Origin of the sequence: Paenibacillus sp. AR247 (assembly GCF_002968895.1) — a bacterium.
GTDB classification, from domain to species: Bacteria; Bacillota; Bacilli; order Paenibacillales; family Paenibacillaceae; genus Paenibacillus_AQ; species Paenibacillus_AQ favisporus.
In genome coordinates, this window is record NZ_PCZT01000009.1 from 188,545 (window position 1) to 210,178 (window position 21,634).

The 21,634-nt window shown below is 48.4% G+C and carries 22 protein-coding genes and 1 pseudogene; 16 read left to right on the forward strand and 7 right to left on the reverse strand.

The annotated features are described in order from the left end of the window. Positions 1–4 precede the first annotated feature (4 nt). Positions 5–883 carry an SDR family oxidoreductase gene (locus CPT76_RS08710; RefSeq protein WP_105442639.1) on the reverse strand — a complete coding sequence of 293 codons (879 nt, stop codon included), beginning with the start codon at positions 881–883 and terminating at the stop codon, positions 5–7. Positions 884–1,081: 198 nt separating this feature from the next. On the opposite strand from CPT76_RS08710, the gene CPT76_RS08715 reads away from it, so the two are divergent. Then, positions 1,082–1,693 (forward strand): TetR family transcriptional regulator, encoded by a 612-nt coding sequence (locus CPT76_RS08715; RefSeq protein WP_105442640.1) that lies wholly within the window; start codon positions 1,082–1,084, stop codon positions 1,691–1,693. Positions 1,694–1,780: 87 nt separating this feature from the next. Here CPT76_RS08715 and CPT76_RS08720 read toward each other — a convergent pair whose 3' ends face one another. Beyond that, complete coding sequence (locus CPT76_RS08720) at positions 1,781–2,692, reverse strand: helix-turn-helix transcriptional regulator (RefSeq protein WP_105442641.1); 912 nt, start codon at positions 2,690–2,692, stop codon at positions 1,781–1,783. Between the two features lie 69 nt (positions 2,693–2,761). On the opposite strand from CPT76_RS08720, the pseudogene CPT76_RS08725 reads away from it, so the two are divergent. After that, positions 2,762–4,096 (forward strand): annotated as a pseudogene (locus CPT76_RS08725) (YcaO-like family protein); the annotation flags it as partial. 42 nt (positions 4,097–4,138) lie between these two features. Continuing rightward, positions 4,139–5,734: a SagB family peptide dehydrogenase gene (locus CPT76_RS08730; RefSeq protein ID WP_105442642.1), complete on the forward strand. Its 1,596-nt coding sequence runs from the start codon at positions 4,139–4,141 to the stop codon at positions 5,732–5,734. Positions 5,735–5,958: 224 nt separating this feature from the next. On the opposite strand, the gene CPT76_RS08735 is transcribed toward CPT76_RS08730, so the two are convergent. Continuing rightward, positions 5,959–6,435 carry a hypothetical protein gene (locus CPT76_RS08735; protein ID WP_105442643.1) on the reverse strand — a complete coding sequence of 159 codons (477 nt, stop codon included), beginning with the start codon at positions 6,433–6,435 and terminating at the stop codon, positions 5,959–5,961. A 333-nt stretch (positions 6,436–6,768) separates the two neighbouring features. Between CPT76_RS08735 and CPT76_RS08740 the strand changes: the two genes are divergently transcribed. The 4 genes from CPT76_RS08740 to CPT76_RS08750 all read left to right on the forward strand — a co-directional run bounded on the left by CPT76_RS08740 (position 6,769) and on the right by CPT76_RS08750 (position 9,354). Next, complete coding sequence (locus CPT76_RS08740; protein WP_258168216.1) at positions 6,769–7,725, forward strand: NAD(P)/FAD-dependent oxidoreductase; 957 nt, start codon at positions 6,769–6,771, stop codon at positions 7,723–7,725. Between the two features lie 25 nt (positions 7,726–7,750). Next, complete coding sequence (locus CPT76_RS39220; protein ID WP_258168217.1) at positions 7,751–7,993, forward strand: hypothetical protein; 243 nt, start codon at positions 7,751–7,753, stop codon at positions 7,991–7,993. Positions 7,994–8,014: 21 nt separating this feature from the next. Beyond that, the gene (gene sigJ / locus CPT76_RS08745; RefSeq protein WP_105442644.1) at positions 8,015–8,878 is read left to right on the forward strand and encodes an RNA polymerase sigma factor SigJ; all 864 of its coding nucleotides are present in this window, start codon (positions 8,015–8,017) and stop codon (positions 8,876–8,878) included. Positions 8,879–9,048: 170 nt separating this feature from the next. After that, positions 9,049–9,354: a hypothetical protein gene (locus CPT76_RS08750; RefSeq protein WP_146116188.1), complete on the forward strand. Its 306-nt coding sequence runs from the start codon at positions 9,049–9,051 to the stop codon at positions 9,352–9,354. 115 nt (positions 9,355–9,469) lie between these two features. Here the strand turns inward: CPT76_RS08750 and CPT76_RS08755 are convergent, their stop codons facing one another. Continuing rightward, positions 9,470–10,942, reverse strand: a complete 1,473-nt coding sequence (locus tag CPT76_RS08755; RefSeq protein WP_105442646.1) for a DHA2 family efflux MFS transporter permease subunit — start codon at positions 10,940–10,942, stop codon at positions 9,470–9,472. Positions 10,943–11,334: 392 nt separating this feature from the next. Here CPT76_RS08755 and CPT76_RS08760 point away from each other — a divergent pair, with 392 nt between their 5' ends. The 6 genes from CPT76_RS08760 to CPT76_RS39235 all read left to right on the forward strand — a co-directional run bounded on the left by CPT76_RS08760 (position 11,335) and on the right by CPT76_RS39235 (position 15,456). Continuing rightward, the gene (locus CPT76_RS08760) at positions 11,335–11,772 is read left to right on the forward strand and encodes a DUF5946 family protein (protein ID WP_105442647.1); all 438 of its coding nucleotides are present in this window, start codon (positions 11,335–11,337) and stop codon (positions 11,770–11,772) included. A gap of 484 nt (positions 11,773–12,256) precedes the next feature. Then, positions 12,257–12,535, forward strand: a complete 279-nt coding sequence (locus CPT76_RS41300) for a Rieske (2Fe-2S) protein (protein WP_308737545.1) — start codon at positions 12,257–12,259, stop codon at positions 12,533–12,535. Beyond that, positions 12,463–13,995 (forward strand): Rieske (2Fe-2S) protein, encoded by a 1,533-nt coding sequence (locus tag CPT76_RS08765; RefSeq protein WP_308737546.1) that lies wholly within the window; start codon positions 12,463–12,465, stop codon positions 13,993–13,995. The genes CPT76_RS41300 and CPT76_RS08765 overlap by 73 nt, the downstream gene beginning before the upstream one ends. Positions 13,996–14,232: 237 nt before the next feature. Next, entirely contained in the window at positions 14,233–14,754 is a 522-nt protein-coding gene (locus tag CPT76_RS39225) for an RNA polymerase sigma factor (RefSeq protein ID WP_258168218.1), read from the forward strand. 23 nt (positions 14,755–14,777) lie between these two features. Beyond that, positions 14,778–15,065 (forward strand): hypothetical protein, encoded by a 288-nt coding sequence (locus tag CPT76_RS39230; RefSeq protein WP_258168219.1) that lies wholly within the window; start codon positions 14,778–14,780, stop codon positions 15,063–15,065. Next, positions 15,016–15,456, forward strand: coding sequence for a hypothetical protein (locus CPT76_RS39235; protein WP_258168220.1), 441 nt, complete (start codon positions 15,016–15,018; stop codon positions 15,454–15,456). Before CPT76_RS39230 ends, CPT76_RS39235 begins: the two co-directional genes overlap by 50 nt. An 81-nt stretch (positions 15,457–15,537) precedes the next feature. Here CPT76_RS39235 and CPT76_RS08775 read toward each other — a convergent pair whose 3' ends face one another. Then, positions 15,538–15,987 carry a MarR family winged helix-turn-helix transcriptional regulator gene (locus CPT76_RS08775; RefSeq protein WP_105442648.1) on the reverse strand — a complete coding sequence of 150 codons (450 nt, stop codon included), beginning with the start codon at positions 15,985–15,987 and terminating at the stop codon, positions 15,538–15,540. 137 nt (positions 15,988–16,124) lie between these two features. On the opposite strand from CPT76_RS08775, the gene CPT76_RS08780 reads away from it, so the two are divergent. Then, on the forward strand, positions 16,125–16,793 hold the full coding sequence (locus tag CPT76_RS08780) for an SDR family NAD(P)-dependent oxidoreductase (RefSeq protein ID WP_374954630.1): 669 nt from the start codon (positions 16,125–16,127) through the stop codon (positions 16,791–16,793). Positions 16,794–17,146: 353 nt separating this feature from the next. Here CPT76_RS08780 and map read toward each other — a convergent pair whose 3' ends face one another. Continuing rightward, a complete protein-coding gene (gene map / locus CPT76_RS08785) occupies positions 17,147–17,899 on the reverse strand; it encodes a type I methionyl aminopeptidase (protein WP_105442649.1) in 753 nt (250 codons plus the stop codon). A gap of 5 nt (positions 17,900–17,904) precedes the next feature. Further along, positions 17,905–18,507 carry a TetR/AcrR family transcriptional regulator gene (locus CPT76_RS08790; protein ID WP_105442650.1) on the reverse strand — a complete coding sequence of 201 codons (603 nt, stop codon included), beginning with the start codon at positions 18,505–18,507 and terminating at the stop codon, positions 17,905–17,907. A gap of 186 nt (positions 18,508–18,693) precedes the next feature. On the opposite strand from CPT76_RS08790, the gene CPT76_RS08795 reads away from it, so the two are divergent. Together CPT76_RS08795 and CPT76_RS08800 are read left to right on the forward strand one after the other, a co-directional pair. Continuing rightward, a complete protein-coding gene (locus CPT76_RS08795; protein ID WP_258168221.1) occupies positions 18,694–20,241 on the forward strand; it encodes a spore germination protein in 1,548 nt (515 codons plus the stop codon). A 6-nt stretch (positions 20,242–20,247) separates the two neighbouring features. Beyond that, the gene (locus CPT76_RS08800) at positions 20,248–21,459 is read left to right on the forward strand and encodes a Ger(x)C family spore germination protein (protein WP_105442651.1); all 1,212 of its coding nucleotides are present in this window, start codon (positions 20,248–20,250) and stop codon (positions 21,457–21,459) included. Positions 21,460–21,634: the final 175 nt, after the last annotated feature.

Consider the following 21,634-nt stretch of genomic DNA (forward strand, 5'->3'; position numbering starts at 1 on the left):
CTTTCTAAGTCGGCGTTAACGTGTCACCGAGAAAGCGAAATCTTTTAAAAAATACCGCAAAATTCATTGGGGATCTGCCGATCAGTTTTTCCAATGTGGGATTGGTTTGCGAGAAATCTCCCTGCCGACTGGCCTGGAACATACCCGTTAGCATACCGACCATCGTTTCAGGCAGTCCTCTGGACATTAAATGGCTCCGATATTCATCATCCGACACGACAATTCGACGAATCGGCCGGTCCAAGACCTTTGAAGCAATCGATGCGATTCTATCCATGTCAATCGCTTCGGAAGCCGTAAGGTTAGGGGTTATACCGTCATAACTCTGCTCTGTCAGGATTACCGCTGTGGCTTCGGCCAGGTCGGAATGGGTGGTCCAGGCAACAGGACCATCTTCCGGAGCAATCAATTCCCCTGTTTTTAAAGCATCACCCATCCACATGATTGCTGAAGCGGCATAAAAGCCGTTTCGCAGCGACGTGAAAGCCATTCCTGAAGATTTAAGCATTTCTTCTGTAGCCGCATGAACGTTCATGGGAGGAAAATGCGACGTTGCAGATGAAAACATTTGGCTAGTGTACAGCAGCCGTCGAACACCAGCTTTTTTTGCCGAGTCGATTGCGGTTTGATGCTGACGAACAGCAACCTCTCCCAAGGAGTGGGACGAGATCATTAGAACTTGAGACGCTTCCTCAAAGGCGTGAAGGAGACTTTCGGAATCATCGAAATGCCCTTGCCGAACACGAACTCCGCGTTCTTTTAGATCCTGTGCCGTATTCACATCTCGGACACTTACACCAATGTCCCCAGCAGGAACACGCTTAAGAAGTTCCTCAACGACCTTCCGGCCTAATTTTCCATTCGCTCCTGTAACAACAATCATTTTTACACTCATCCTTTCGTTTGCGAATCATGATAGAGTTTCTTGCCATACGATTTTGCTTGTGCAATCATCATCGTATAAGTAAAATTTAAAAGGTCGGGTCCGTGCGAACAACCTGCAAAAAGCTGTTTTTGTTGTGTTCCGGACATTTTAGTCCTTTTGTCTGTTATTTGAGTTCTAGAGAAAGAGGGGGATAGAATGTCGGTAAATCCAGAGGATCCGCGTGTTAAAAGAACCCGTCAGCTGTTCGTGCAGGCTTTTAACGATTTGGTTGGGAAAAAGAGAAATGTCTATTCCATTTCTGTGCACGATATCACGAATCAAGCAGCCGTAAATCGAACAACATTTTATGCACATTTTCAGGATAAATATGACTTTCTTGAATATTGGATGACGGAAAAATTCCAAGTGGCTATAAGGGATAGACTGCCGGAAGATACAAGATGCAATGCGAATAATTTGCGAACCCTTATTCAAACCCTATTCGATTTTCTTTTGCGGTTTCAACAATGCAGCACGCCGGGAGACAAGCAGTTTGAAGCGATGTTTGAAAAGGTCATGCATCAGGAACTTCATCGATTCCTGCTTCAACGGATAAATGAAATGGACATACAGGGCTTTTCGCAAGAAAAATGGGAAGCGATGGCCCTCGTTATCAGTTGGGGCATATTCGGTTCGGCTTTGCAGTGGAGCCGGTACCCTCAAGATCGCTCAGTGGAAACGATGTTTGAAGGAGTCATTGAGGTTATATCGGCCAACTTAACCCCTGTATGGGAGTTTTATAACAAAAATAGCAGAGGAGGTACGTAGTAAATTCCGGGCAAGCCGGGAGGTGGACTTTCTCGGGCAACTCTGAAGCTACTGCCAAAGGCAGAGCTTTTTTGTGCGTTGGACCATTTAGGAATATTGATTCACCATTTCAAGTAAATATTTTCGAAATTCATCAGCATATGATTGCGGTTCTACGATTTTTAGGTTTGTCCCGAAACTTGCTAAAAATTGAAATCCGATAAGGTTCTGAGGAACGTGGATGGTTGCCAGGAAAAGGTCAGAACTATAGTTTTCAATACTCTTACGGCCATACCGTTCAATAAATTGATCCTTTATGCTTGGCGAAATCAACGCTCTTACAGTGACTAGTTCCGGTTGATAACTTGATTCATGTTCTTGTTCTAATGAATGATCTCTAGGGCTAAACGTTTTTTCATCCACTTGAAGATGGTCGATCCTGGATAATTTAAACGTTCTATACCTCATGCGATGCAGACAGAATCCTTTCAAATACCAGCTTGTTTCGCTAAAATGAAGCTGATATGGCTCGATCATTCTGTTCGTGATCACGCCATTTTTATCAATATACTCAAATGAAATTAACCTTCTTGCTAATATCGCTTCTTGACACTTCTTCAAAGTTTGACGAATTTCAGACCTTCCCTCCCAATCATAAAATGACAGATGTATTGAGCTTTTCGGAGCCAACGGGCTAACCATGGCTTCTATTTTTTTAACGGTCACTTCAACTTTTTCGCTGATTAGAATTTGTTCCAATCCGCCGAGTGCCGTTAATATATTCTCCAGGTCGGAGCTGCTTAAGAGACGTTTATCAACCTTGTATTCATCCATAATACCGTAGCCGCCATGAACTCCGTTGACGGAATAGATGGGGATGTTGGATACACTTAATGTTTCCATATCACGCAGAATCGTTCTTTTGGTAACGTTAAATAATTGTGCGAATTCTTTGGTTGAAACCACATCCTTTTTCAGCAGGATCATGATGATGGATATTAATCTCTCAACCTTTTCCATATGTACTCCTTCTTGTTATGTACATTATTTATAAATGGTGACATATTCGCATTGAGCTGCAGCCAAGACCTGAAAATCAGCGGTGAAACGTACCGCAGCCGTTCGATGGATGAGCTGAAGGAAGTTTTAGCCAAGGATTACCTGGATGTCAGGACTGGTTTTCTGAATGGGAAAATGGTTGACCTTGTGTCTCCTTTTGCCGATGCGAGCATCAATTTGCCCTTGTTTGGAGGAGATGAGGCTTGCGCAGGTCGGACCCACTGCTATGCGGATAGCGAAATGACGGCCATCCTGGAGGGGCTGGAGCGTTATTGCGGTCTGTCGCCCCGCGGCAAACGATCCGTCGTCCATGACAGTTTCCGCAATGTGCAGGACCAGGCGCTCGATCCTCTTCGCGTAGGCGTCCATGCGAAGGAACAGTATGAACGCGCAGGCTTCCCGTTCAAGCCATTCGATCCCGAGCAGCCGATCGATTGGGTATGGGGTTATTCGTTCCTGCAGCAGCGTCCGATTCTCGTACCGGAGCTGCTGGCTTATTACAGTTCGGGCTGTGGTCAAGGGTTTGTCTACGAAACGTCCAATGGCTGTGCGCTGGGCGGCAGTCTAGAGGAAGCGATCTTCTACGGGATGCTGGAAGTGGTGGAGCGCGACTCCTTCCTCATGACCTGGTATGCACGGCTGCCCCTGCCGCGCCTGGATCACCGTTCGGTCCAGGACCGGGAATTGAGATGGATGACGGATCGTATAGAGGCCGTAGCGGGCTATGAAGTGCAATTGTATAAATCGACAATGGAGCACGGCATACCAAGCGTGTGGGCGCTCGCAAAAAACAAGAAAGAGCGGGGTGTAAACCTCATCTGCGCGGCGGGCGCCCATCCAGATCCGATTCGCGCGGCCAAGAGCGCGATCCACGAGGTGGCGGGCATGCTGCTCACGGTCAACGAGAAATTCGAGGAAAACCGTCAGCAATATGAACGGATGCTTCTCGATCCGTACCAGGTCGTCCAGATGGAGGATCATTCCATGCTGTACGGGTTGAAAGAGGCGGAGGAACGGCTCGATTTTCTGCTGAATGACGATCGTCCGATCCAAACGTTCGCTGAAGCTTTTGAACCGAGGGGCTGGAACGCAGATCTGACCGATGATCTGAAGGCTATGCTGCATGTTTTTCGCCAATTGAATCTTGAGGTGATCGTGGTCGACCAGACAACTCCGGAGACGCGCCGTAACGGATTGCATTGCGTGAAAGTGCTCATTCCCGGCATGCTGCCGATGACGTTCGGGCAGCATCTCATCCGTTTGACGGGACTTGATCGAGTGCTCAGGGTCCCTGTAGAGCTGTCATACTCGCAGGAGCCCTTGTCTCCCGAGCAGCTTAATCCATATCCGCACCCGTTCCCGTAAATTTAACTATCAGCGGCGCGGTTGAAGACAAGGAGGAAAGCGATGAGTCTTATGAATTTGGACGTTTTTCTTCACCATTTGCAATATGATCCGGATAAGGTCAAGCCCTTGAATTGGGAGACGGATTGGGATGACGCACCGCTTCCATACAAGCTTTATCGCGATTTGCCAATGATTCCACTCTCCAGGGAAGTGCCGGCAACGCTCGAGGGCAGGGTTACGACCGGTGAGCCGCCTAACCTTCGTGATATCGGACATTTCCTTTACTATACATTCGGGCTTACACAATTGACCCAATCCGTCATGGAACGAGATACATCGGAAGAATCGGCAGGCGTCTTGCAGATGTGTCGACGCTTCGTACCTTCCGGAGGCGGGTTATATCCGAGTGAACTGTATCTCTATCTGAAGCTTGGTGAATTGCCTGCCGGCGTATACCATTACGATGCGGCGCATCATCGGTTGGCGTTGCTGCGCGAAGGAAACTTCGATGATTATGTAGCAAAGTCGCTTGGGAATCGCCGCGATGTGAGCGGTTGCTTCGGAGCCGCGTTCGTATCTACGGTTTACTGGAAAAATTTTTACAAATACAATAATTTCTCCTACAGGCTGCAGGGACTGGATGCTGGCATTTTGATTGGGCAGCTGCTCGAAATCGCGAAACGATTCGGATATTCGTCTAGTGTGCATTTTCAATTTCTCGATCAAGCCGTCAATCATCTGCTCGGACTATCGGAACAAGAGGAGAGCGTGTATGCGGTTATCCCGTTATCGACAGATCCGGTGATCCGGTGGATGGAACGCGGGAACGAGGATCAGGACACGGTTTCCGCCTCCGAGCTGTGCGGGGACTTGCTGCCAATCAAGCATGATCACTATGTCAGGTCACAGAGGATCGCAGATTATCCGATACTGCTTCAGATGAGCGAAGCGTCCAGACTGGATTCGACGCGAATGTTCCGAGAGATTCGGAAGGATGAACAAGCAATCCCGGATCATGCGCTCGCACTGCCCCTGCCTCCTGTAGACCGCTTGTCGTATGATTTGGCGGCGGCCTGCCGCAACCGGTTTTCGCCCGAGACGGAATTTATTTCGAAGCCGATCGGTCTCTCCCGGCTTGCAGCTCTGCTTCGGGAAGCGACGGCTTCCTTCTCGTATCACAATGACCTGGATGGCCCGCGGGAGCGGACGGAACCCCGTGTATGCCTGTATGGCTGCTTCTACGGGGTCGAAGACCTTCCGGATGGCGCTTATCGGTATGATGGCGCCGAGCATGCGCTGCAGTCGGTTTCTCCTGGAGATCACCGTCAACGGCTGCAGGAGGGGATGTCGCTTCCCAATATCAATTTGTTTCAAGTACCGCTCGGCTTTCATGTTGCAGGGAAGAGGAATTTCTTTCAATCGCTGCTCGGCAAGAGGGGCTACCGCATACAGCAAATGGAGGCCGGGATGCTCGTGCACCGTTTATTGCTGGCATCATCCGCCCTTGGAATGGGAGGGCGTCCGCTTCTTGGTTTTGATGCCAATTCCAGCGATGCGCTTTATCGCACGGCTTCCCGGGATGAAACGGGGCTGATTTTTATTCCGGTCGGTCCATATCGTCAACGATTGCGTTTGGCGGGCAGTTTGAGCCGTTGAAATAAAAATATCATCGCTAACGACATTGCCGCGAGCGGTCATGTCGTCAGCGATGAAACCCATGGCTAAATAGTTTTGTTGGTACGTATGTATCACCGTTTCACACAATGCACGAACCGTAATATTTTTACCCGTTACTCGGAAAAAGAAGCTAATTTTGTAAATTCGTCAAGGAAAATAAGGAGACCAGCTTAGAGTTCCGGTCTCCCATTCAAAAAAACTGATTATAAGAGAATATTTGGACTTTTATAGGCGGGGAAGAGTATTTTCCATTTGCCATTAAATTTTTTCAGCGTGAAAGTAATCTCCCTGGGGCTTGATTTATTTTGCTCGGTTAATGCAACTAAGGCAACGTAACTATCTTTTCCTAAAACAAAGAACTTTTTAATGGAGTAGCTCACGACTTGGTTTGAAATCGCATTTCGTTTATAACTTTCGAATGGCTCAGCAAATCCATTTTCAAAAACAATACATTGATAAGCTTCTTCGATATGTAATTGTTTTAGTCTTCTAAGGTAGAAATCTAGGGTCTTTTCTGGATCAGACTTATGAATATAATCAAAAAATATAAACGCTATTGCAATACCAATGATGACTCCAATGACTCTTTTATTTGTCCCAACCACCTCCGTTTCAGTTATAGGCCCCATGTGATTATACATAATTTCTTGCATAACTTGTATAAATTTAGGATAAGCCAACCTGGTCTCACCTCGGAAGCAAGGGAGTTTCCGCAAGTGCGGTATTAGGTGTAGGATCAAATTTCAAGCGACCATAATATCGTAAACAATTGAAGAGGCTGTTCCACCGTTTATGCAGCGTACAACGGTGTATGGCTTGCTGATTTTATTCCTCCCCAATTTCTAAAGGTCATTGAATAGATTAAAACTAATGTTTTTATGGATTTTCACACATGCTTAATAGCCGCATTGTTGCGGCTTTTTGTATGGATCCATGAAATTTTTGTGCGTATCCGATGTCACAAATCAGAGCCTTACATCGTTCTTTGTGCAAAATGCAAAAGGAGCTGAGGAATGATGAAGGAATTGACCTGTGTCATCATTGGAGGAGGATATGCAGGGCTTCAAGCGCTCAAATCGATACAGAAAAAAACACGGGGCATAGCGAACGGACGGAGGATTCGGTTTGTTCTCATCGACAAGCAGCCCGGTCATTTGCGCAAATTGAGAATGTTCCGTCCAACCGCGACTGAGGAAGAGATTATGATCCCCTGGAATCAGTTAACTCTTAAGGATGTCGATTTCGTGCAAGGCTCGGTTGCGTCTGTGGAAAGTACCGAGAAGCGGGTTCGATATACAGACTCGCAAGGAAACGATGCCCGAATGCGTTATGACCTTCTAGTCGTGGCGGTGGGCAGCATCGTTCGGGAACCGGATCCCGATCAAGGCGGCATCGCTTTGACCGACCCACAAGCTGCGGAAGACATCCGGGAGCGCTGGCGAGCGAACCTTCAGAAGGCTGCCCGCGAGATGAACCTTGAGGAACGCAAGAGACTGATGACCATAGCGGTTGCAGGAGCTGGGATCAGCGGCATTGAGACGTCGGCCGAGCTTGCGCTCGCCATGAGGAAGGAAGCCATGGCGTTAGGTCTGAACCCATCCGAGGTCTCCGTCTATATGCTGAACGCAAAGGAACGATTGCTCCCGGAAGTGTCGGGGAAACTTAGACGGAAGTTGGAGCAGCAGCTTATCGAATGCGGAGTAACGGTGCTTCACAATCGTAAGGCGCTTCGGGAGGAAGCAGGATCGTTGGCACTCAATAACGGCGTGTGTCTACCGGTTGGCTTGTGTATTTGGACTTTAGGCTTGATACCCAATCCGGGACTGAAGGGTATGGGGCTGCCCCTTACACTTGACGGGAAGGTAATGGTGGATGAATGCTATCGCGTCAAAGGGATGCCGGACGTTTACAGATCGCGTCAAAGGGATGCCGGACGTTTACAGCATTGGCGACTGTTCAGGAATTGTTGATCCGAGAGACGGCAGAGCTACCCAGATGACGTGCTTTGAAGCGGGGGAGCAGGGGCTTCGGCTGGGGTCAATCGTGAAGGCGGATTTAGAGGGCCGTCCGGCTCCAAGTCATCATTCCGCAAAATCGAGTATGGATGCGTTCACCATCGCACTGGGGCAAAAAGGAGTGTTCTGGATACGCAAATGGGGGCTCGATATGGTTATGACCGGAAAACTTCCGGGAAGAATCAAAAAGCTGGTAGAAGATACCGTCAGTATGCTTAGATAGAAATGATCGGAGGGACGGCGATTGGAAGAACTGTACGGTCAATATAAATCACTGCTGTTCATATTGGCTTATCAGCTGACAGGTTCTGCGGCGGATGCGGAAGATGCGGTACAGGACGTGTTTATGAAGGCTTACGATGTACAGGTAGAGTGTTTGGAGGAGCCTAAGGCGTATTTGTGTAAAATGGTAACCAATCGCTGCCTTGATCTGCAGAAGTCAGCGCGGAGGAGGAGGGAGATGTACGTTGGTCCATGGCTCCCCGAACCTTTTCGTACGCCGGAAGTGGATACGCTCGAGACGACGGTTGTCCGCCGGGATATGCTATCCTACGCCATGCTCGTTATGCTCGAGAGACTGACGCCGACAGAGCGAGTGGTTTTCGTCCTGCGTGAGGCGCTGGGTTTTGAATATCTTGAAATTGCCGAGTTGCTAGGTAAGCAGGAGGCGAATTGCCGAAAGCTAATGAGCCGGGCAAAAAGCAAGATGGGAATATCCGAAGGGGAACAGGTTACGGCCGAAGCGACCGAAAGGGAGTGGGTTAGCCGGTTCCTCACATCCTTCGAGCAAGGTAACATCGATGAAATCCTTTCCCTTCTGACCGAAGATGTCATGCTCGTCTCGGATGGGGGCGGAAAAGTACTTGCCTTTACACGACCGATCCAAGCGCGCGATCAAGTCGCCCGAATCCTTGCCGGTGCGTTCGAGGGCATAAAGCCCTACTACCAGGGAAGTCTTCGCTCCGAGTTTGCCCTTTTGAACGGGGAGACCAGCATCGTGCTCCGCTCAGGGGACGAAACTGTGGCGGCTATATTTATACAACGCCGTTACGGAAAGCTTGCCGGAATCTACATCGTAAGAAACCCGGATAAGCTTACTCGGGTATAGGTAGTTTTAATTGCAGGTTTTCAGCGTGACCAGACACGTTGCCTCCTATCGATGGCCAAAGTCACCAAAGAAGAACAAACGTCAATAATGTCGGATCATCCAAATGGAACCAACTAACCGCAGGTGGTAGGATAACGCTAATTAATCGTGTTTGGGGTGTGCATAAGTATATGAAAAGTATAGAGCACAATAAAAACATTTGGGAAGAAAAAGTAAAGCAACAAAGCCGTTGGAGGGTCCTCCAAGTGAAACATTCCATCCCTTATTCGGAACTCGATTATTTAACTGAAGAAGAGATTGCAAAGAATGGAATACCCCTTGAATTCGGTCACACGTTGGAGCAGCAATTGCAGGGTCAAATCGATGCCGGTTTTGTCATTGCCGGGTTTTACGAAGATACCTTCGGAGGGGAAAAGCTCTTGGACCGCTATACAAGCAGTTTTATTGCAACAAGGGCCGTAAAACCTAAAGAATAATGGATGTTTCGCGATGTTGTTATAGGGCCAATCGTTGAGCTTTGTTTACGATTACAAGAACCGGATTCTCGTAGGGATCCGGTTCTTTTCTTTTTGTATTTCCTTGTATTTGCGATCATTCAAACTCTATCTTTTCCGAATTTTTAATCGGACGAGTCCCTTGCCGTTTTCTTTGCGTGCCCAGTAAAAACAGTCCAAGCAGGATGGCTAGTGCAAGAAAGGCTGCGAACAACCGAAAACCAACATTAGTCGCATGAATAAGGGCGTCCCTTGATGAACTCGTGTCATGATTCTGGGCCCCCGACAACAAATGAGAAGCAACATCAGACTTTGCCACCCATTGAATGATGACCAGAACAAGCGCTTGGCTGATCGCACGGCACATATTGTAAACGGTCCAAAACACTCCTGATGCAGGTCCGGCTTGATTTGGTGGAGCCGCTGACAGCACAGCTTTCGCAAGCGATGGCCAGGAGAGCCCGGTTGCTGCAGATATAATCAAAAGCGGAATGATGACAGCAGTACCCGACATCTCGGGGCCGAGCTGTCCGAGTAATAGGATCGCAAGACCAATTAGAAACGAACCGAGCAATATCATTCTTGCCGGGCCGAAACGGTCCGCAAGTTTGCCTCCTAAGGGAGCCGTGAACAATTGGGGTACGGATAATGGGATCAACATGAGCCCTGCTTCCAAGGGACTGAGGTGTTGAGCACCTTGCAAATACAGTATCAATAGAATGGAAACAGCGAAATAACCGATGCAATAACTCGCCGTGATTCCAAGCCCAATTGTATAATCCCGATAGCCAAGGAGACCTAGATCAAACAAAGGGTGACGGACTTTTTTCTCAATGAAAACGAATGCGGTCCAAAGAAGAATTCCAAGTGCGAGCAGTCCAAGCGTTATACTCGATGCCCATCCCCAAGTTTGCGCTTCGGACAAGACAATGAGAAATGCGGTTAATCCTGTCCCATAGGTAAGTAAGCCTGGCCAGTCCGTCCTGGCTTTTTGCAATTCCGCAGATTCTCTTAAAATAAAAAATCCAGCGATCAAGCCCAAGATCCCAAGCGGAACGATAACGTAGAACATGGAGCGCCAGCCGAACCCGCCGATGAGTGCGCCTCCGACAACAGGGCCGAGAAGAGAACCGGTCACCCATGCGATGTTGTTGATGCCAAGGGCCCTTCCAAGCTCTTGGGGAGGAAATGTCCGCATCAGAATCGGGGTAGATGCAGCCATCGCCATAGCGGCCCCTGCTCCTTGCAGCAGACGAGCGAGGATCAATACCGTACCGGAACCCGCCATTCCGCAAAGAGCGGTAGCTATAGTAAATAAAGCAAATCCCCATAGAAAAATCCGTTTCGTTCCGAACATGTCTGACCAACGGCCGGAAGGAAGCAAAAATACAGTACTTGTGATGTAGAACGAGGTAAGCGTCCACATTCCAAGTTCAAGCGAAAGATGCAAATCCTCCATGAGTGGAGGGAGACCATTGACCACAATCGTCGCATCCAAATTCGTGATAAAGGACACCAGCGTGACGATGAACAATACGGACCATTTGCCTGATTTCTTACGTGTGATCATAAAGGGTACCTCCACGCTGGGATTGTTCTGCTTATGGTCCGCCACAATTTTTTTTGGATTTGCATCTGATAATACGTGAGTTGCAAGTCAACCGATATCATGCTACCCCTCCTTAACGCTTTTTTCATCTTGCTTGAGACTTTGCACAATTTTAACACTTCAGAAAATAATGCCGCGAAAATGGAGCACCTATTTTGGCTGGTTTAGAGTTTAAAAAAGAATTGAAGCTCGTGGATGCTATCTTCACGCATTAGCTATTGACTCTCTCGCAAGGTGAAGGTTTATGATTTAGAAGAGGTCAGCTGCATCTAAAAATATGGTTTGAAAAAATAAGGATAAGAAAAACGCTTAACATAAAGGTTTTTTATTGCGATGGATGAGGAGGAAAAAACATGCCGAATACTTGTGTTCTATGCAACGCCGATCTTCCTCAGGGGATTACCTGCGAATCGATTTTCAACGAATTTTTGGCACTTGAATTCAACGATCCCAGCTATGGACGGGTTCACTTTCTCACCGTTGCCTCCTACATGGTTCAACACCAAGGTTATAGCGATGAGATGTACGCTTGGGTCCAATCCGCATTACAGAAGCATTTGGAGGAAGGCTACGCTACGGAGTTGATTCGCCAAGATATGGCTAAAGGACCCGGAAGCACGAAGGGGATTCGAAGGCCATTGGATGCGCAGCCTCTCCCCAAAATATCTTGGACCATGACGATCGCTGACGTGGTGGCGCGGATGTATGACGCCGAAAGCTATTGCAAGCTCATCGAGCAGTGGGGACGTACTACGCTGAAAGAGATGGGACCCCTTTTGAAAAAGATTTAAAACTTTTAATCATGAGCTAAGGAAAACTTTTAATTGTCGACGCACCCCTTCCCTGTCCAGGACAGCTCTTGTCAGTTCCAGAACGTATTTTACGCCTGACTTGAAGGACGGCTCGGCGGAGCGTGGCCATCTTGGCGGATCAGTCACTGAAGCAAACATCTGCCGTCTTGAAAGGGTAAGAATAGACCGAAAAGAACATCCATGGTACTGCAAAGTTTTAAGTGAGCCAGAGAACGATAAATTGAAATTTTGTTAAGATCAGGGTATGAAGAAGGACCAGTTCACGTTGTGGAACTGGTCTTTTTGTTCTGTGATTGCAGGCTAAGAGAGCAGTATCAGAGGACAAGAGCATGTTGCCGGTTATCTGAAATCAACATAGTAAAAAATTTAATCAACTTTTTAAATAAAAATGTTTAATAAGTATTCGAAATCATATAATCTGTATACAAGGAAAGCAAATGAATTCAAAAATGGAGGCGTTTTCATGAATGGTTGGATTCAGGCGGGTTCGGTAGAAGAGCTTCGAGATCAGGGACCGAAGTTGATCAAAGGGGGCATCGTCGTTTTTTATCACGAGGATCAAGTGCATGCGCTTGATAACCGATGTCCTCACCTCGGTTTTCCTCTCCACATGGGCAGTTTGTGCAACGGAATTTTGACATGCCACTGGCATCATGCAAGGTTTGATGTATGCAGCGGGGAACGCTCGACCCTTGGGCAGATGATGTTCCTGTACACGATCTTACCGTTCATGACGGATTGATTTGGGTCAACCCAAGTTCTCGAAACGGCAATCAAGTACAACTGTATAAGGATCGGCTTCTAAGCGGACTTGAGCAAAATATCGGTCTTGTCATTGCTAAGGCCATCGTCGGATTAATGGAGGCGGGCGTTCCGGGGAAGGAAATCGCGGCGGTCGGGATCGAATTTGGAGTCAAACAGCGCAGGGAAGGGTGGGGCTCTGGATTAACGATTCTGACTGCGATGACCAACATTCTGCCCAAGCTGGATAAGCAAGGCCAGATCCTTGCGTTGTTTCAAGGATTGCTGCACACGGCGCGCGATTCAGCCGGAAACGGATCGCGCTTCTTGCTCGATCCGCTTCCGAATACAGCCGTCTCCATAGAACGGTTAACGGAGTGGTACCGTGAGTGCATCGAGGTTCGGGATACGCGCGGCGCGGAACGGGTGCTTCTGACCGCCGTTCAGGCGGGGGCGGATGAGAGCCGGTTATTCTCCATGATGAGCATGGCGGCGACGGACCATTTTTATATTAATGGAGGCCACACGCTGGATTTCCACAATAAAGCTTTTGAGAGCTTGAAGTATGTCGGGCACGAACAGCGTGCAGATGTCCTCGCTTCGCTCGTTCCGATGTTTGGGAACGCATCGCGCAGCGAGGAGCTTCATAGCTGGCAATCTCCAGTCAATTTGGTTCAGCCGTTGAAGGAAGCGTTCGAGGAGTTGTCCAGGAAGGGAATTTCCAATGGAAAAGGGGGCCCCGAAATTGACGATGAGCAACTGCTTCAAGCGCTGCTCGGAGACGATCCGCTTCGGACGATTCGCTTGTTAAAGGAGGCTTTGCTCGGTGGCGCCTCTCCGGTGCGTATATCACAAATTGCCGCATTGGCCGCGGCTGAACGGATCGTCCGCTTCCATATCCATAACGATTTCGGAGACTGGATTTCGGTACTGCACACGTTCACGCATGCTCACGCGGTTCATGAAGGCTTGATTCGTTCCGCCGATCCAGGGCTGGTTCGGGGGATTTTTCATACGGCGGTTACTATTTACCTCGACCGGTTTTTGAATATCCCGGCTGCCCCGAGACCAAGTGCAGTTAGCGCGAGCGAAGAAGTACCGCAGCCCTCGGAACTGCTGGAGATTCTCGATAAGCAGCAGCAAGTGGCGCCGGCTGCGGCATGGGTGATGCGTTACCTGCGCAGCGGCGGTAAGCCGGAGCCATTATTCAACGTCCTGGGTCATGCACTGCTGCGAGAGGATGCGGAATTCCACTCCTTCCAGATGTACGAGGCAGCCGTGGCGGAATATGACCGCTGGGCATCCGAGTCGGGGCCGTTTGCTGAGAAGGCGTGCGAAACGCTGATCCTTGCAGTTACCCGTTATTTGGCAGCGCATGCTCCAACTTCCCGTGAGTTGCCTCATACGGCGAAAATTGCATGGCGGCTCCATCGCGGAGAGAAATTGTTCGAGGAAGAATAGGTGATTCGGTGACGATGTCATTCCTATGATGTAGAATGAATTGTGCTGAAAATAGGCTTTCGATATGATCGGAAGCTTATTTTCTTTTGTATAGAAAAGAGATCATGTACTATTGAGAGCTGATTTAAGCTGTAAAAGATATAGCGATGTAATTACATAATATTTTTTTGTAATGTACGTGGCTTTTTGGCTCCCTCTGGTGTCTAATTCATTGTAAATCAAGAGGAGGTTCACATCATGTCAGGAGCTCACGACACTAAACCTGTTTATCCGGATGAACAGGCGATCATCACAAGCTTTGAAAGAGCGTATGAGCAGTATCGTCAAAGAATCCGCAACTATTTTTCGCTGAAATTAAACCCGATGGTTGCGGATGACTTGACTCAACAGGTGTTTTTGAAAGCTGTCGAAAACATTCAAAGCTTTAAAGGCAGCTCTAATTTATTCACGTGGATATTTAAGATTGCTCAGAATACAGTCAAAAACGAATACCGGAGGTTGTCACGAAAAAAAGAATCTCCTTTTGATTTTACAGAATATGAGTCACAGTCGATCTCCCTTGAGTTTACAAAATTTGTTGATTTTCGAATTGATATTGGAGCTGCGCTAAAAGAATTAGATGAGGTTGACCAAGAAATTATTGCACTACGTTTTTTTGTGGATTGCACCTTATCTGAAATCTCCAACATCGTTGGAATGCGTGAGAGTGCCGTAAAGAACAGATTGTACAGATCACTGGAAAGACAAAAAAGGAATTGAAAGAATGGGGGGAAATTACCATCATGTCTATTCAAGATTTGATTTCAATTGTAGATAAGGGTGGCAGCGAGAGCACGAGCAAAGGTTTGAAAAAGGTTCAACAAGATTTGTTTGCTGAACTCAGCAATAATGTAGAGCGTATCTCGACAAAATACAATCACCATCCATCACAAAAGATAGTGATTGAAATATACCCGGATCTTCCAACGTTTCATCGAGCTGTAGGCGAAGCCGATGCACCCAATTGGTTCATGGGCACATATGAAGGACATATTCTTAAAAATCGTATCACCGTTGAATCCAGGACCTGAGCATACGTATCAATCCATCCTGAAAAGCACGGTCCATCTGTTCACCATGTGGTTAATCAATGAAATTAATCCGGCGGCTCCAAAATGGATAAGGCAGGGCATAGGCGGATACGAAGCGAAACAAATGACTCAAGACTTTATTAAAGGCTCGACAGAAGATGCAATCCGCAATTTGGCGATCCCATCATTTGATGAATTAAATAACGATACTTGGGATTTTGAAACGATGAAAGGATTCCAGTTCTCCTATATGTTCGTCGAATTTGTTGTTGAGCAATATGGAATGGGTACATTAAACAAAGTGATCCGTCATCCGCATGATTTTAACGGAATCTTTCAATGCTCTGAATTGGAACTGCATAAGAAAATGGTTGAGTATATTAGTGGATGATTACCCGTATAAGGGCACCATCTGAGGTGAAAATCACCGGCATTCGTGCCGGTGATTTTTTGTTGAACGTTCTGTTCTATTTTACAAACCATTAAAGCGCTTAAGCATCTGAGTAAAAGCCTCCAGGCTGGAGTCGTCCCAGTCCGAAATGCGGTGATAAAATTCAGCTCCTTTTTCATTCATGGCCAGAACGGCTTTGTCCCGTCCCAAATCAGTTACAGACAGCACGACGCCGCGGCGATCATGGGGGTCAGGTTCGCGATGAATATAACCTGCTTTTTTGAGCTGGGCGACGAGTCTGCTTACGGAGCTGCGGTCCATAGCCAAGGATTCAGCCAATGAGGTAGCGCTGGACGGACCGTAGGCTAGAAGCCATCGAACCAGCAGGAACGCAGCGGGCTGCAAATTCGGATCAAATACAGCCGCCGTTTTTACATGAAGGGCATGGGATGCGCTTAACAGGGCATTCAACTGCTGACCAAGATGGATTTCCAGCTGCGCTCTCCCAGTTTCGTGATTGTTGTTGTCCATAATAAACTCCTATCGATCCCAAAATAGTTGACATATATCAAACAAATAAATATAGTTGAGATATATCAATTATATGAAAGATATAAGCACTCATCAAGTTCAATGCATCCAAGTAAGGAATCGGGGAGGAATAAATTATGTCAGATCCAATTATTGCAATAACAGGGGCGACGAGAGGCTTAGGACAATTGGCAGCCATTAGCCTGGCTAAGCAAGGCGCCCATCTAATATTAACGGCGAGGAGCGAAAGGGCAGCGGAAATAACGAGAGATATACTTATCCAGCATGCCCCCAACGCAAAGGTGGACTTTTTTTTCGGTGATTTTTCACTCATGGACCAAGTTAGACAGGTAGGGAATGAAATACGCTCTGCTTATCCTAAAATTGATGTATTGGTAAACAATGCGGGCTTGCATGGTTTCGAACAACGTATTACCAAGGATGGATACCCGGAGATGGTAGCGGTCAACTATTTAGCTCCTTGGCTGCTGACGCATCTACTGCTTCCTTCGCTGAAGAATGCTGAGCAAGCAAGAATTATTAATGTAGCTTCCGAAGCCTCCCGCCATCACGGGGAACTTAAGCTGCCCCAAGACCTTACTGACACAGCGGAGTTTTCGCGATGGGGTTCCTCCAAAATCTATGGAAAGACGAAACTGTTGAATATCATGTTTACAGGTGAAATGTCGCGGCGGTTGGACGGAACAAGCATCACGGTGAATGCGCTTAATCCCGGTTTCAACGTTACGGGTCTGGGACGTGAGCTAGCGTTTTCATCGGTTCTCGAGAAAGCATTGCGATTTTAAAAATTGGGGATCCGCGGAGAGGTGCGGGGATCATCGTTCAATTGGTCACGGATTCAAGGTATCGGGACGTTACAGGCGGGTATTTTAATGTCGGTTCCGGGAAAGCGATCACTCCCGTACATCCCGGCGGGGATTCCAACACGCAAAGTCTGTTATGGAGTGCCACTGAGATATTGTTAAAGCCCTATTTATAAAAAACTTTGAGATCATCTTGCTGAGATGGTGCGTTTTACAATTACGATGAAAAGGGGAAGGGCGATCATTAAGAAAGACGATAACCCTGCCGGCTATGTGCTGGCAGGGTTTGGTCTATTTTCATCGAAGCGGCAGTCTTTATTTCTGGAATAGAGAATCTAATTCTTTTGCTCGGTCAATATGATCGGTCCATCCGCAGTTATGGCGATCGTATGCTCGTACTGCGCAGAAAGTGAGCCATCGGCGGTTCTTGCAGTCCATCCGTCAGCATCAACCGTCATGAATGGTTTTCCGGCATTGATCATCGGCTCAATCGTCATAACCATTCCTTCCTTCAAGCGGAACCCTTTGCCCGGCTTCCCGACATGGGGATAATTAGGTTCCTCGTGCATCTCCCGTCCCACGCCGTGACCGAGCAGATCCCGCACCACCGAGTATCCGTTGCGCTCCGCATGGCTTTGAACCGCGTGCATCACATCACCGATCCGGTTTCCGACGACGGCCTTTTCGATACCAAGGTATAAGCATTCCTTCGTTACTCGCATTAAATTACGGGCTTCTTCCGATACCTCGCCAACTGCATAGCTCCAAGCTGAATCGCCGATCCAGCCATCCGCTTCCGCGACGATATCGATGGTGACGATGTCACCTTCCTTGAGCGGTTTAGGATTCGGAAAACCGTGCGCAATGACGTCGTTAACAGACGCGCAAGTCGCATACGGATAGCCGTTGTAGCCGACCGTATAAGCCCTGGCGTTATTCTCCTTCAGGAACCGCACAGCGAACAACTCAATGTCGAGCGTTGTGACTCCTGGCCGGATCATTCCTGCAATGGCTTGATGAAAAGCAGCGACAATTCGGCCGGCTTTTCTCATTTGTTCAATTTCTGCTTTCGATTTCAGGGTGATCATTCCGATTATCTCTCCTTTGCCTGTATGCCTGAAAAAATCACGTCAACGATGCCTTCGACATCCGTCTCATTGCGCATATTGTGGTGGATGTTCAATGCTGCACAGCCAACCAGCGAGCCAAATATCAGATTAGCTGTCTTCTCCGGTGATTTAGAACCGGTTCCATCACGAATCATTTCCACAAACGGCATATAGATCCGCTCCTGGAAATGGTCTGACAGCTTGATAAACCGGTTACCAGGGAAGTGATGAAAATTATCCGCAACCGTCTTAAGCAATATAAATACGGAGGGATCTTGAATGCACTCCTTCAGGAGCAGCCTGGAGAACGATTCCGCTTTATGCAAACTGTTGCCGTCTCCGGTCAAAACGGGCTGTACTGCCGACTCTGTCCGATACAGGGTATCCCATAATAAATCTTCCAAAAGCATGTGCTTATTTTTGTAGTAATGATACACGGTTCCGTAGCCGAGCTCAGCCTTCGCCGCAACATCGCGTATTTCCAATTGGATACCCTTCTCCAAATATACTTCCGCAGCTGCCTGCATGATTTGGTTCATCCGCATCTCGCGAATCGCGTCATTCTGTTCTTTGGTACGAGGTGACATGGCTCCTCCTTTTTTAGACCTGCAGTAATGTCAATGTAAAAACAATATACATCATGTGGCGGATTCGCGCAATCAGAAAGAAATGCAGAAATGAAATGGTCTTTTTGGGAAAACATAACGGGAGAGTGTAAAGCATGCCATTCATGAGAAATTGACCCAACAGGATAGGTAAGGTGACTCCTTAAAATGAAAAAACGGACTTCGTTTCCTTTAAAAACAACGGGTGAAATGCCTTCGTCCTATTGTACGGAGCTAGTTCCATCGCTGGACCGGAACGTCGAAACGCTTAAGGGCATACTGGGGAACGCCGACGATGTCGTCTTTCGCCCCTTCCGGATAGGCATGGAGCTGGATGCTCAGCTGGTTTATATTCCGGACATGTCGGACAGACTGGAGATCGATAACAACGTTTTGAGACCGCTCATGATGATGGCGGAAGGCCAGCCGAAGGATTTTTCTTCCATCAAAAACCTGGCTTTACCCATCGGGTCCATCGAGGAATCCGTCGATGCTTATGCGTGCGTCAAACAACTGATAAAAGGTTATCCTTTGCTGCTGCTCGAGGATTGCGACCGGGCTCTGGTGCTGAAGATCGCGAAATGGGATAAACGGTCGGTGGAGGAACCGGAGACTGAGACTTCACTGCGGGGGCCACGTGAAGGATTTACCGAATCGATCTCGACGAACTTGTCACTCATGCGGCGGAAGATCCAAAGCGTCAACCTGAAATTAATATCGCTTCGGATTGGACGCTATACGGAAACCGAGATTTATATCGCTTATATGGAGGGCATTGCAAAGCCGGCCATGATCCAGGAGGTAGAGAACCGCCTGAGTCGTATCGATATAGACAGTATCCTGGAAACGGGTTACATTGAAGAGCTTACTGAAGACGATCTTTATTCCCCGTTCCCTCAACAACAGTTCACAGAAAGGGTAGATATCGCGGCGGCTGGATTGCTCGAGGGCAGGGTCGTGATCCTGGTCGACGGTACGCCTGACGTGCTGATTGTTCCCGTAACGCTCGTTACTTTGCTGCAGGCGGCAGATGACTACTATAACCGCTCCATATACTCCAGCTTGCTGCGCATGCTTCGTTACTTTGCACTGTTCATTTCGCTGATGCTTCCTGCGACGTATATCGCCCTTCTGACCTTTCATCAGGAAATGATTCCGAACAAATTATTGATGAGTATTATTTCCTCACGGGAGGAGATCCCGTTTCCGACGATTGTGGAGGTGTTAATGATGCAGATGGCATTCGAGGTGCTGAGGGAAGCGGGACTTCGTCTTCCCCGGCAAATCGGTTCGGCCGTAACGATTGTCGGTGCGCTCGTTGTGGGCGAAGCCGCCGTATCCGCCGGCCTGGTATCGGCACCGATCGTGATCATCATCGCCTTTACAGGCATCGCTGGATTTACAGCCCCGCATTATTCATTGGAATTCTCGGTCCGCCTGCTGCGCCTGCTGCTTATTCTGGCTGGAGGTCTGCTCGGTATTCTTGGCGTCATGTATGGTCTGATTGCCATTGCGATCCATTTGTGCACATTGCGTTCTTTCGGAGTGCCTTATTTGTCCCCGATCACGCCTTTTGCGGCTAACGAGATGAAGGATGCGGTAGTCCGAGCTCCTTGGTGGACCATGATCATGCGGCCGGGCTACTCGAGAAAAAGCAACCGCCGGCGGCATGCACCGGGGAAACGGCCAAATCCGGGAAAAGGGGGCGAAGGTTGAGTAGATATGCGAAAAAACAAGTCTATAGATGTCCTGATTCAGCTGGGCAAACGGCTTATGCCATTAGCGGCCTTGTTGTCCTTGACCGGCTGTTGGGACAGTGATGAAGTGAACAGCTTGGCGATCGTCACGAGTGCGGGAATGGACCGGACGAAGGATGGAGCCATCGAACTAATATTGGAAATCGTCGCTCCGCAGCAACAGCAGCAGCAGAGCGGAACGGGGCAAAGCAGTGGCCAGAAAGGCGGAAAAGGCACGACAATCGTACGGTACGCAATCGGTGAGACGGCGGCTGATGCACAGGGACGGCTGCAATGGAAGCTGCCGAGAACGATTTATTGGGGGCAGCTTCAGGTGCTGGTTGTCGGGGAGGAGCTCGCGAGGGACGGGTTTCGCGAACAGTTGGATTATCTCGTACGTGTCAATGAAATTCGCCTGCGGGTGATGCCTTTTGTAACTCACGGAAAAGCTCTGGATTTTTTCGACTCGCATTTTTTGCTGGAACAGACCAAAGCGGGTTTCTTGCAGAGCGAAGCTGCCCGCGTGTTTCATAAGCCGTTGACGTTAAGTCGGCTCGTTCAGCGTCTAAGCAGCGACGAGGACGCAGCGGTCCTCCCTTTCATTAATATCCCGGAGGACAGAGGAGACAGAGGCGGGGAGCCTTACATCAAGGGTTATGCGGTCTTTAACCAGGGGCGGATGGTCGGGACGCTGGAGGGAAACTCGTTCCTCGCCGCAAAGTGTGTGACGGATGAATTGAAGAACGATGTTGAAACTGTCAACGTAGGGAATGAGTCTCCCGCCCGGGTGACCTATACGACCCTCGCTGCAAAGTCGCGTTTGATTCCAATACGTAGAAATGGGGAGTGGCAAATGAACATCCGAATCGAATCAGAGATCAACATGATCCAAAATACATCTCGTCTCCCTATGGCTGATCCCCCAAATGCCCGTTTGCTTGAAGCAGCGGCGGCAGAACATATTCGTGAGGTCGTAACACAGACCGTCCGTGATACCCAGCGTATGCACGCTGATATTTTTGCTTTCGGTGAAGCCATCAAACGCCGAAATCCACATGAGTGGAGTCGCCTTGAACCGCAATGGAACCGTTTCTATCCAGAAATGGATTTCAGGGTGGAAGCCAGCGTGAAGCTGCGGCGCATCGGTATGAACAGCATTCCACTGGGACGACAGCATAAGGAGCGTACCAAGCCATGATTTGGATGAAGGTGGCGGGAATAACGGTGGTCGTTGTCATCATCGTGTGTTTCGAGTGGGTTCGCTTGGACATCGGCCGTGTCCGGGAACGGGTTGTGCTTGCCTCAATTGCCGGCTTGAGCTGGATATCCGCCCTGATGGCCGTTTTATTCCGGAAATGCCAGGGCCCATCCGA

Excerpts from the sequence above, each read along its gene's own strand:
- CPT76_RS08720 (WP_105442641.1), bottom strand. The coding sequence starts at position 2,692 with ATGGAAAAGGTTGAGAGATTAATATCCATCATCATGATCCTGCTGAAA.
- CPT76_RS08710 (WP_105442639.1), bottom strand. The coding sequence starts at position 883 with ATGATTGTTGTTACAGGAGCGAATGGAAAATTAGGCCGGAAGGTCGTT.
- CPT76_RS08765 (WP_308737546.1), top strand. The coding sequence starts at position 12,463 with ATGCAGCGGGGAACGCTCGACCCTTGGGCAGATGATGTTCCTGTACAC.
- CPT76_RS08790 (WP_105442650.1), bottom strand. The coding sequence starts at position 18,507 with ATGTCACCTCGTACCAAAGAACAGAATGACGCGATTCGCGAGATGCGG.
- CPT76_RS08730 (WP_105442642.1), top strand. The coding sequence starts at position 4,139 with ATGAGTCTTATGAATTTGGACGTTTTTCTTCACCATTTGCAATATGAT.
- CPT76_RS08800 (WP_105442651.1), top strand. The coding sequence starts at position 20,248 with ATGCGAAAAAACAAGTCTATAGATGTCCTGATTCAGCTGGGCAAACGG.
- CPT76_RS08755 (WP_105442646.1), bottom strand. The coding sequence starts at position 10,942 with ATGATCACACGTAAGAAATCAGGCAAATGGTCCGTATTGTTCATCGTC.
- CPT76_RS08740 (WP_258168216.1), top strand. The coding sequence starts at position 6,769 with ATGATGAAGGAATTGACCTGTGTCATCATTGGAGGAGGATATGCAGGG.
- map (WP_105442649.1), bottom strand. The coding sequence starts at position 17,899 with ATGATCACCCTGAAATCGAAAGCAGAAATTGAACAAATGAGAAAAGCC.
- CPT76_RS39220 (WP_258168217.1), top strand. The coding sequence starts at position 7,751 with ATGACGTGCTTTGAAGCGGGGGAGCAGGGGCTTCGGCTGGGGTCAATC.
- CPT76_RS08775 (WP_105442648.1), bottom strand. The coding sequence starts at position 15,987 with ATGGACAACAACAATCACGAAACTGGGAGAGCGCAGCTGGAAATCCAT.
- CPT76_RS08780 (WP_374954630.1), top strand. The coding sequence starts at position 16,125 with ATGTCAGATCCAATTATTGCAATAACAGGGGCGACGAGAGGCTTAGGA.
- CPT76_RS41300 (WP_308737545.1), top strand. The coding sequence starts at position 12,257 with ATGAATGGTTGGATTCAGGCGGGTTCGGTAGAAGAGCTTCGAGATCAG.
- CPT76_RS08795 (WP_258168221.1), top strand. The coding sequence starts at position 18,694 with ATGAAAAAACGGACTTCGTTTCCTTTAAAAACAACGGGTGAAATGCCT.
- CPT76_RS08760 (WP_105442647.1), top strand. The coding sequence starts at position 11,335 with ATGCCGAATACTTGTGTTCTATGCAACGCCGATCTTCCTCAGGGGATT.
- CPT76_RS39225 (WP_258168218.1), top strand. The coding sequence starts at position 14,233 with ATGTCAGGAGCTCACGACACTAAACCTGTTTATCCGGATGAACAGGCG.
- CPT76_RS08750 (WP_146116188.1), top strand. The coding sequence starts at position 9,049 with ATGAAAAGTATAGAGCACAATAAAAACATTTGGGAAGAAAAAGTAAAG.
- CPT76_RS08715 (WP_105442640.1), top strand. The coding sequence starts at position 1,082 with ATGTCGGTAAATCCAGAGGATCCGCGTGTTAAAAGAACCCGTCAGCTG.
- CPT76_RS39230 (WP_258168219.1), top strand. The coding sequence starts at position 14,778 with ATGTCTATTCAAGATTTGATTTCAATTGTAGATAAGGGTGGCAGCGAG.
- CPT76_RS39235 (WP_258168220.1), top strand. The coding sequence starts at position 15,016 with ATGAAGGACATATTCTTAAAAATCGTATCACCGTTGAATCCAGGACCT.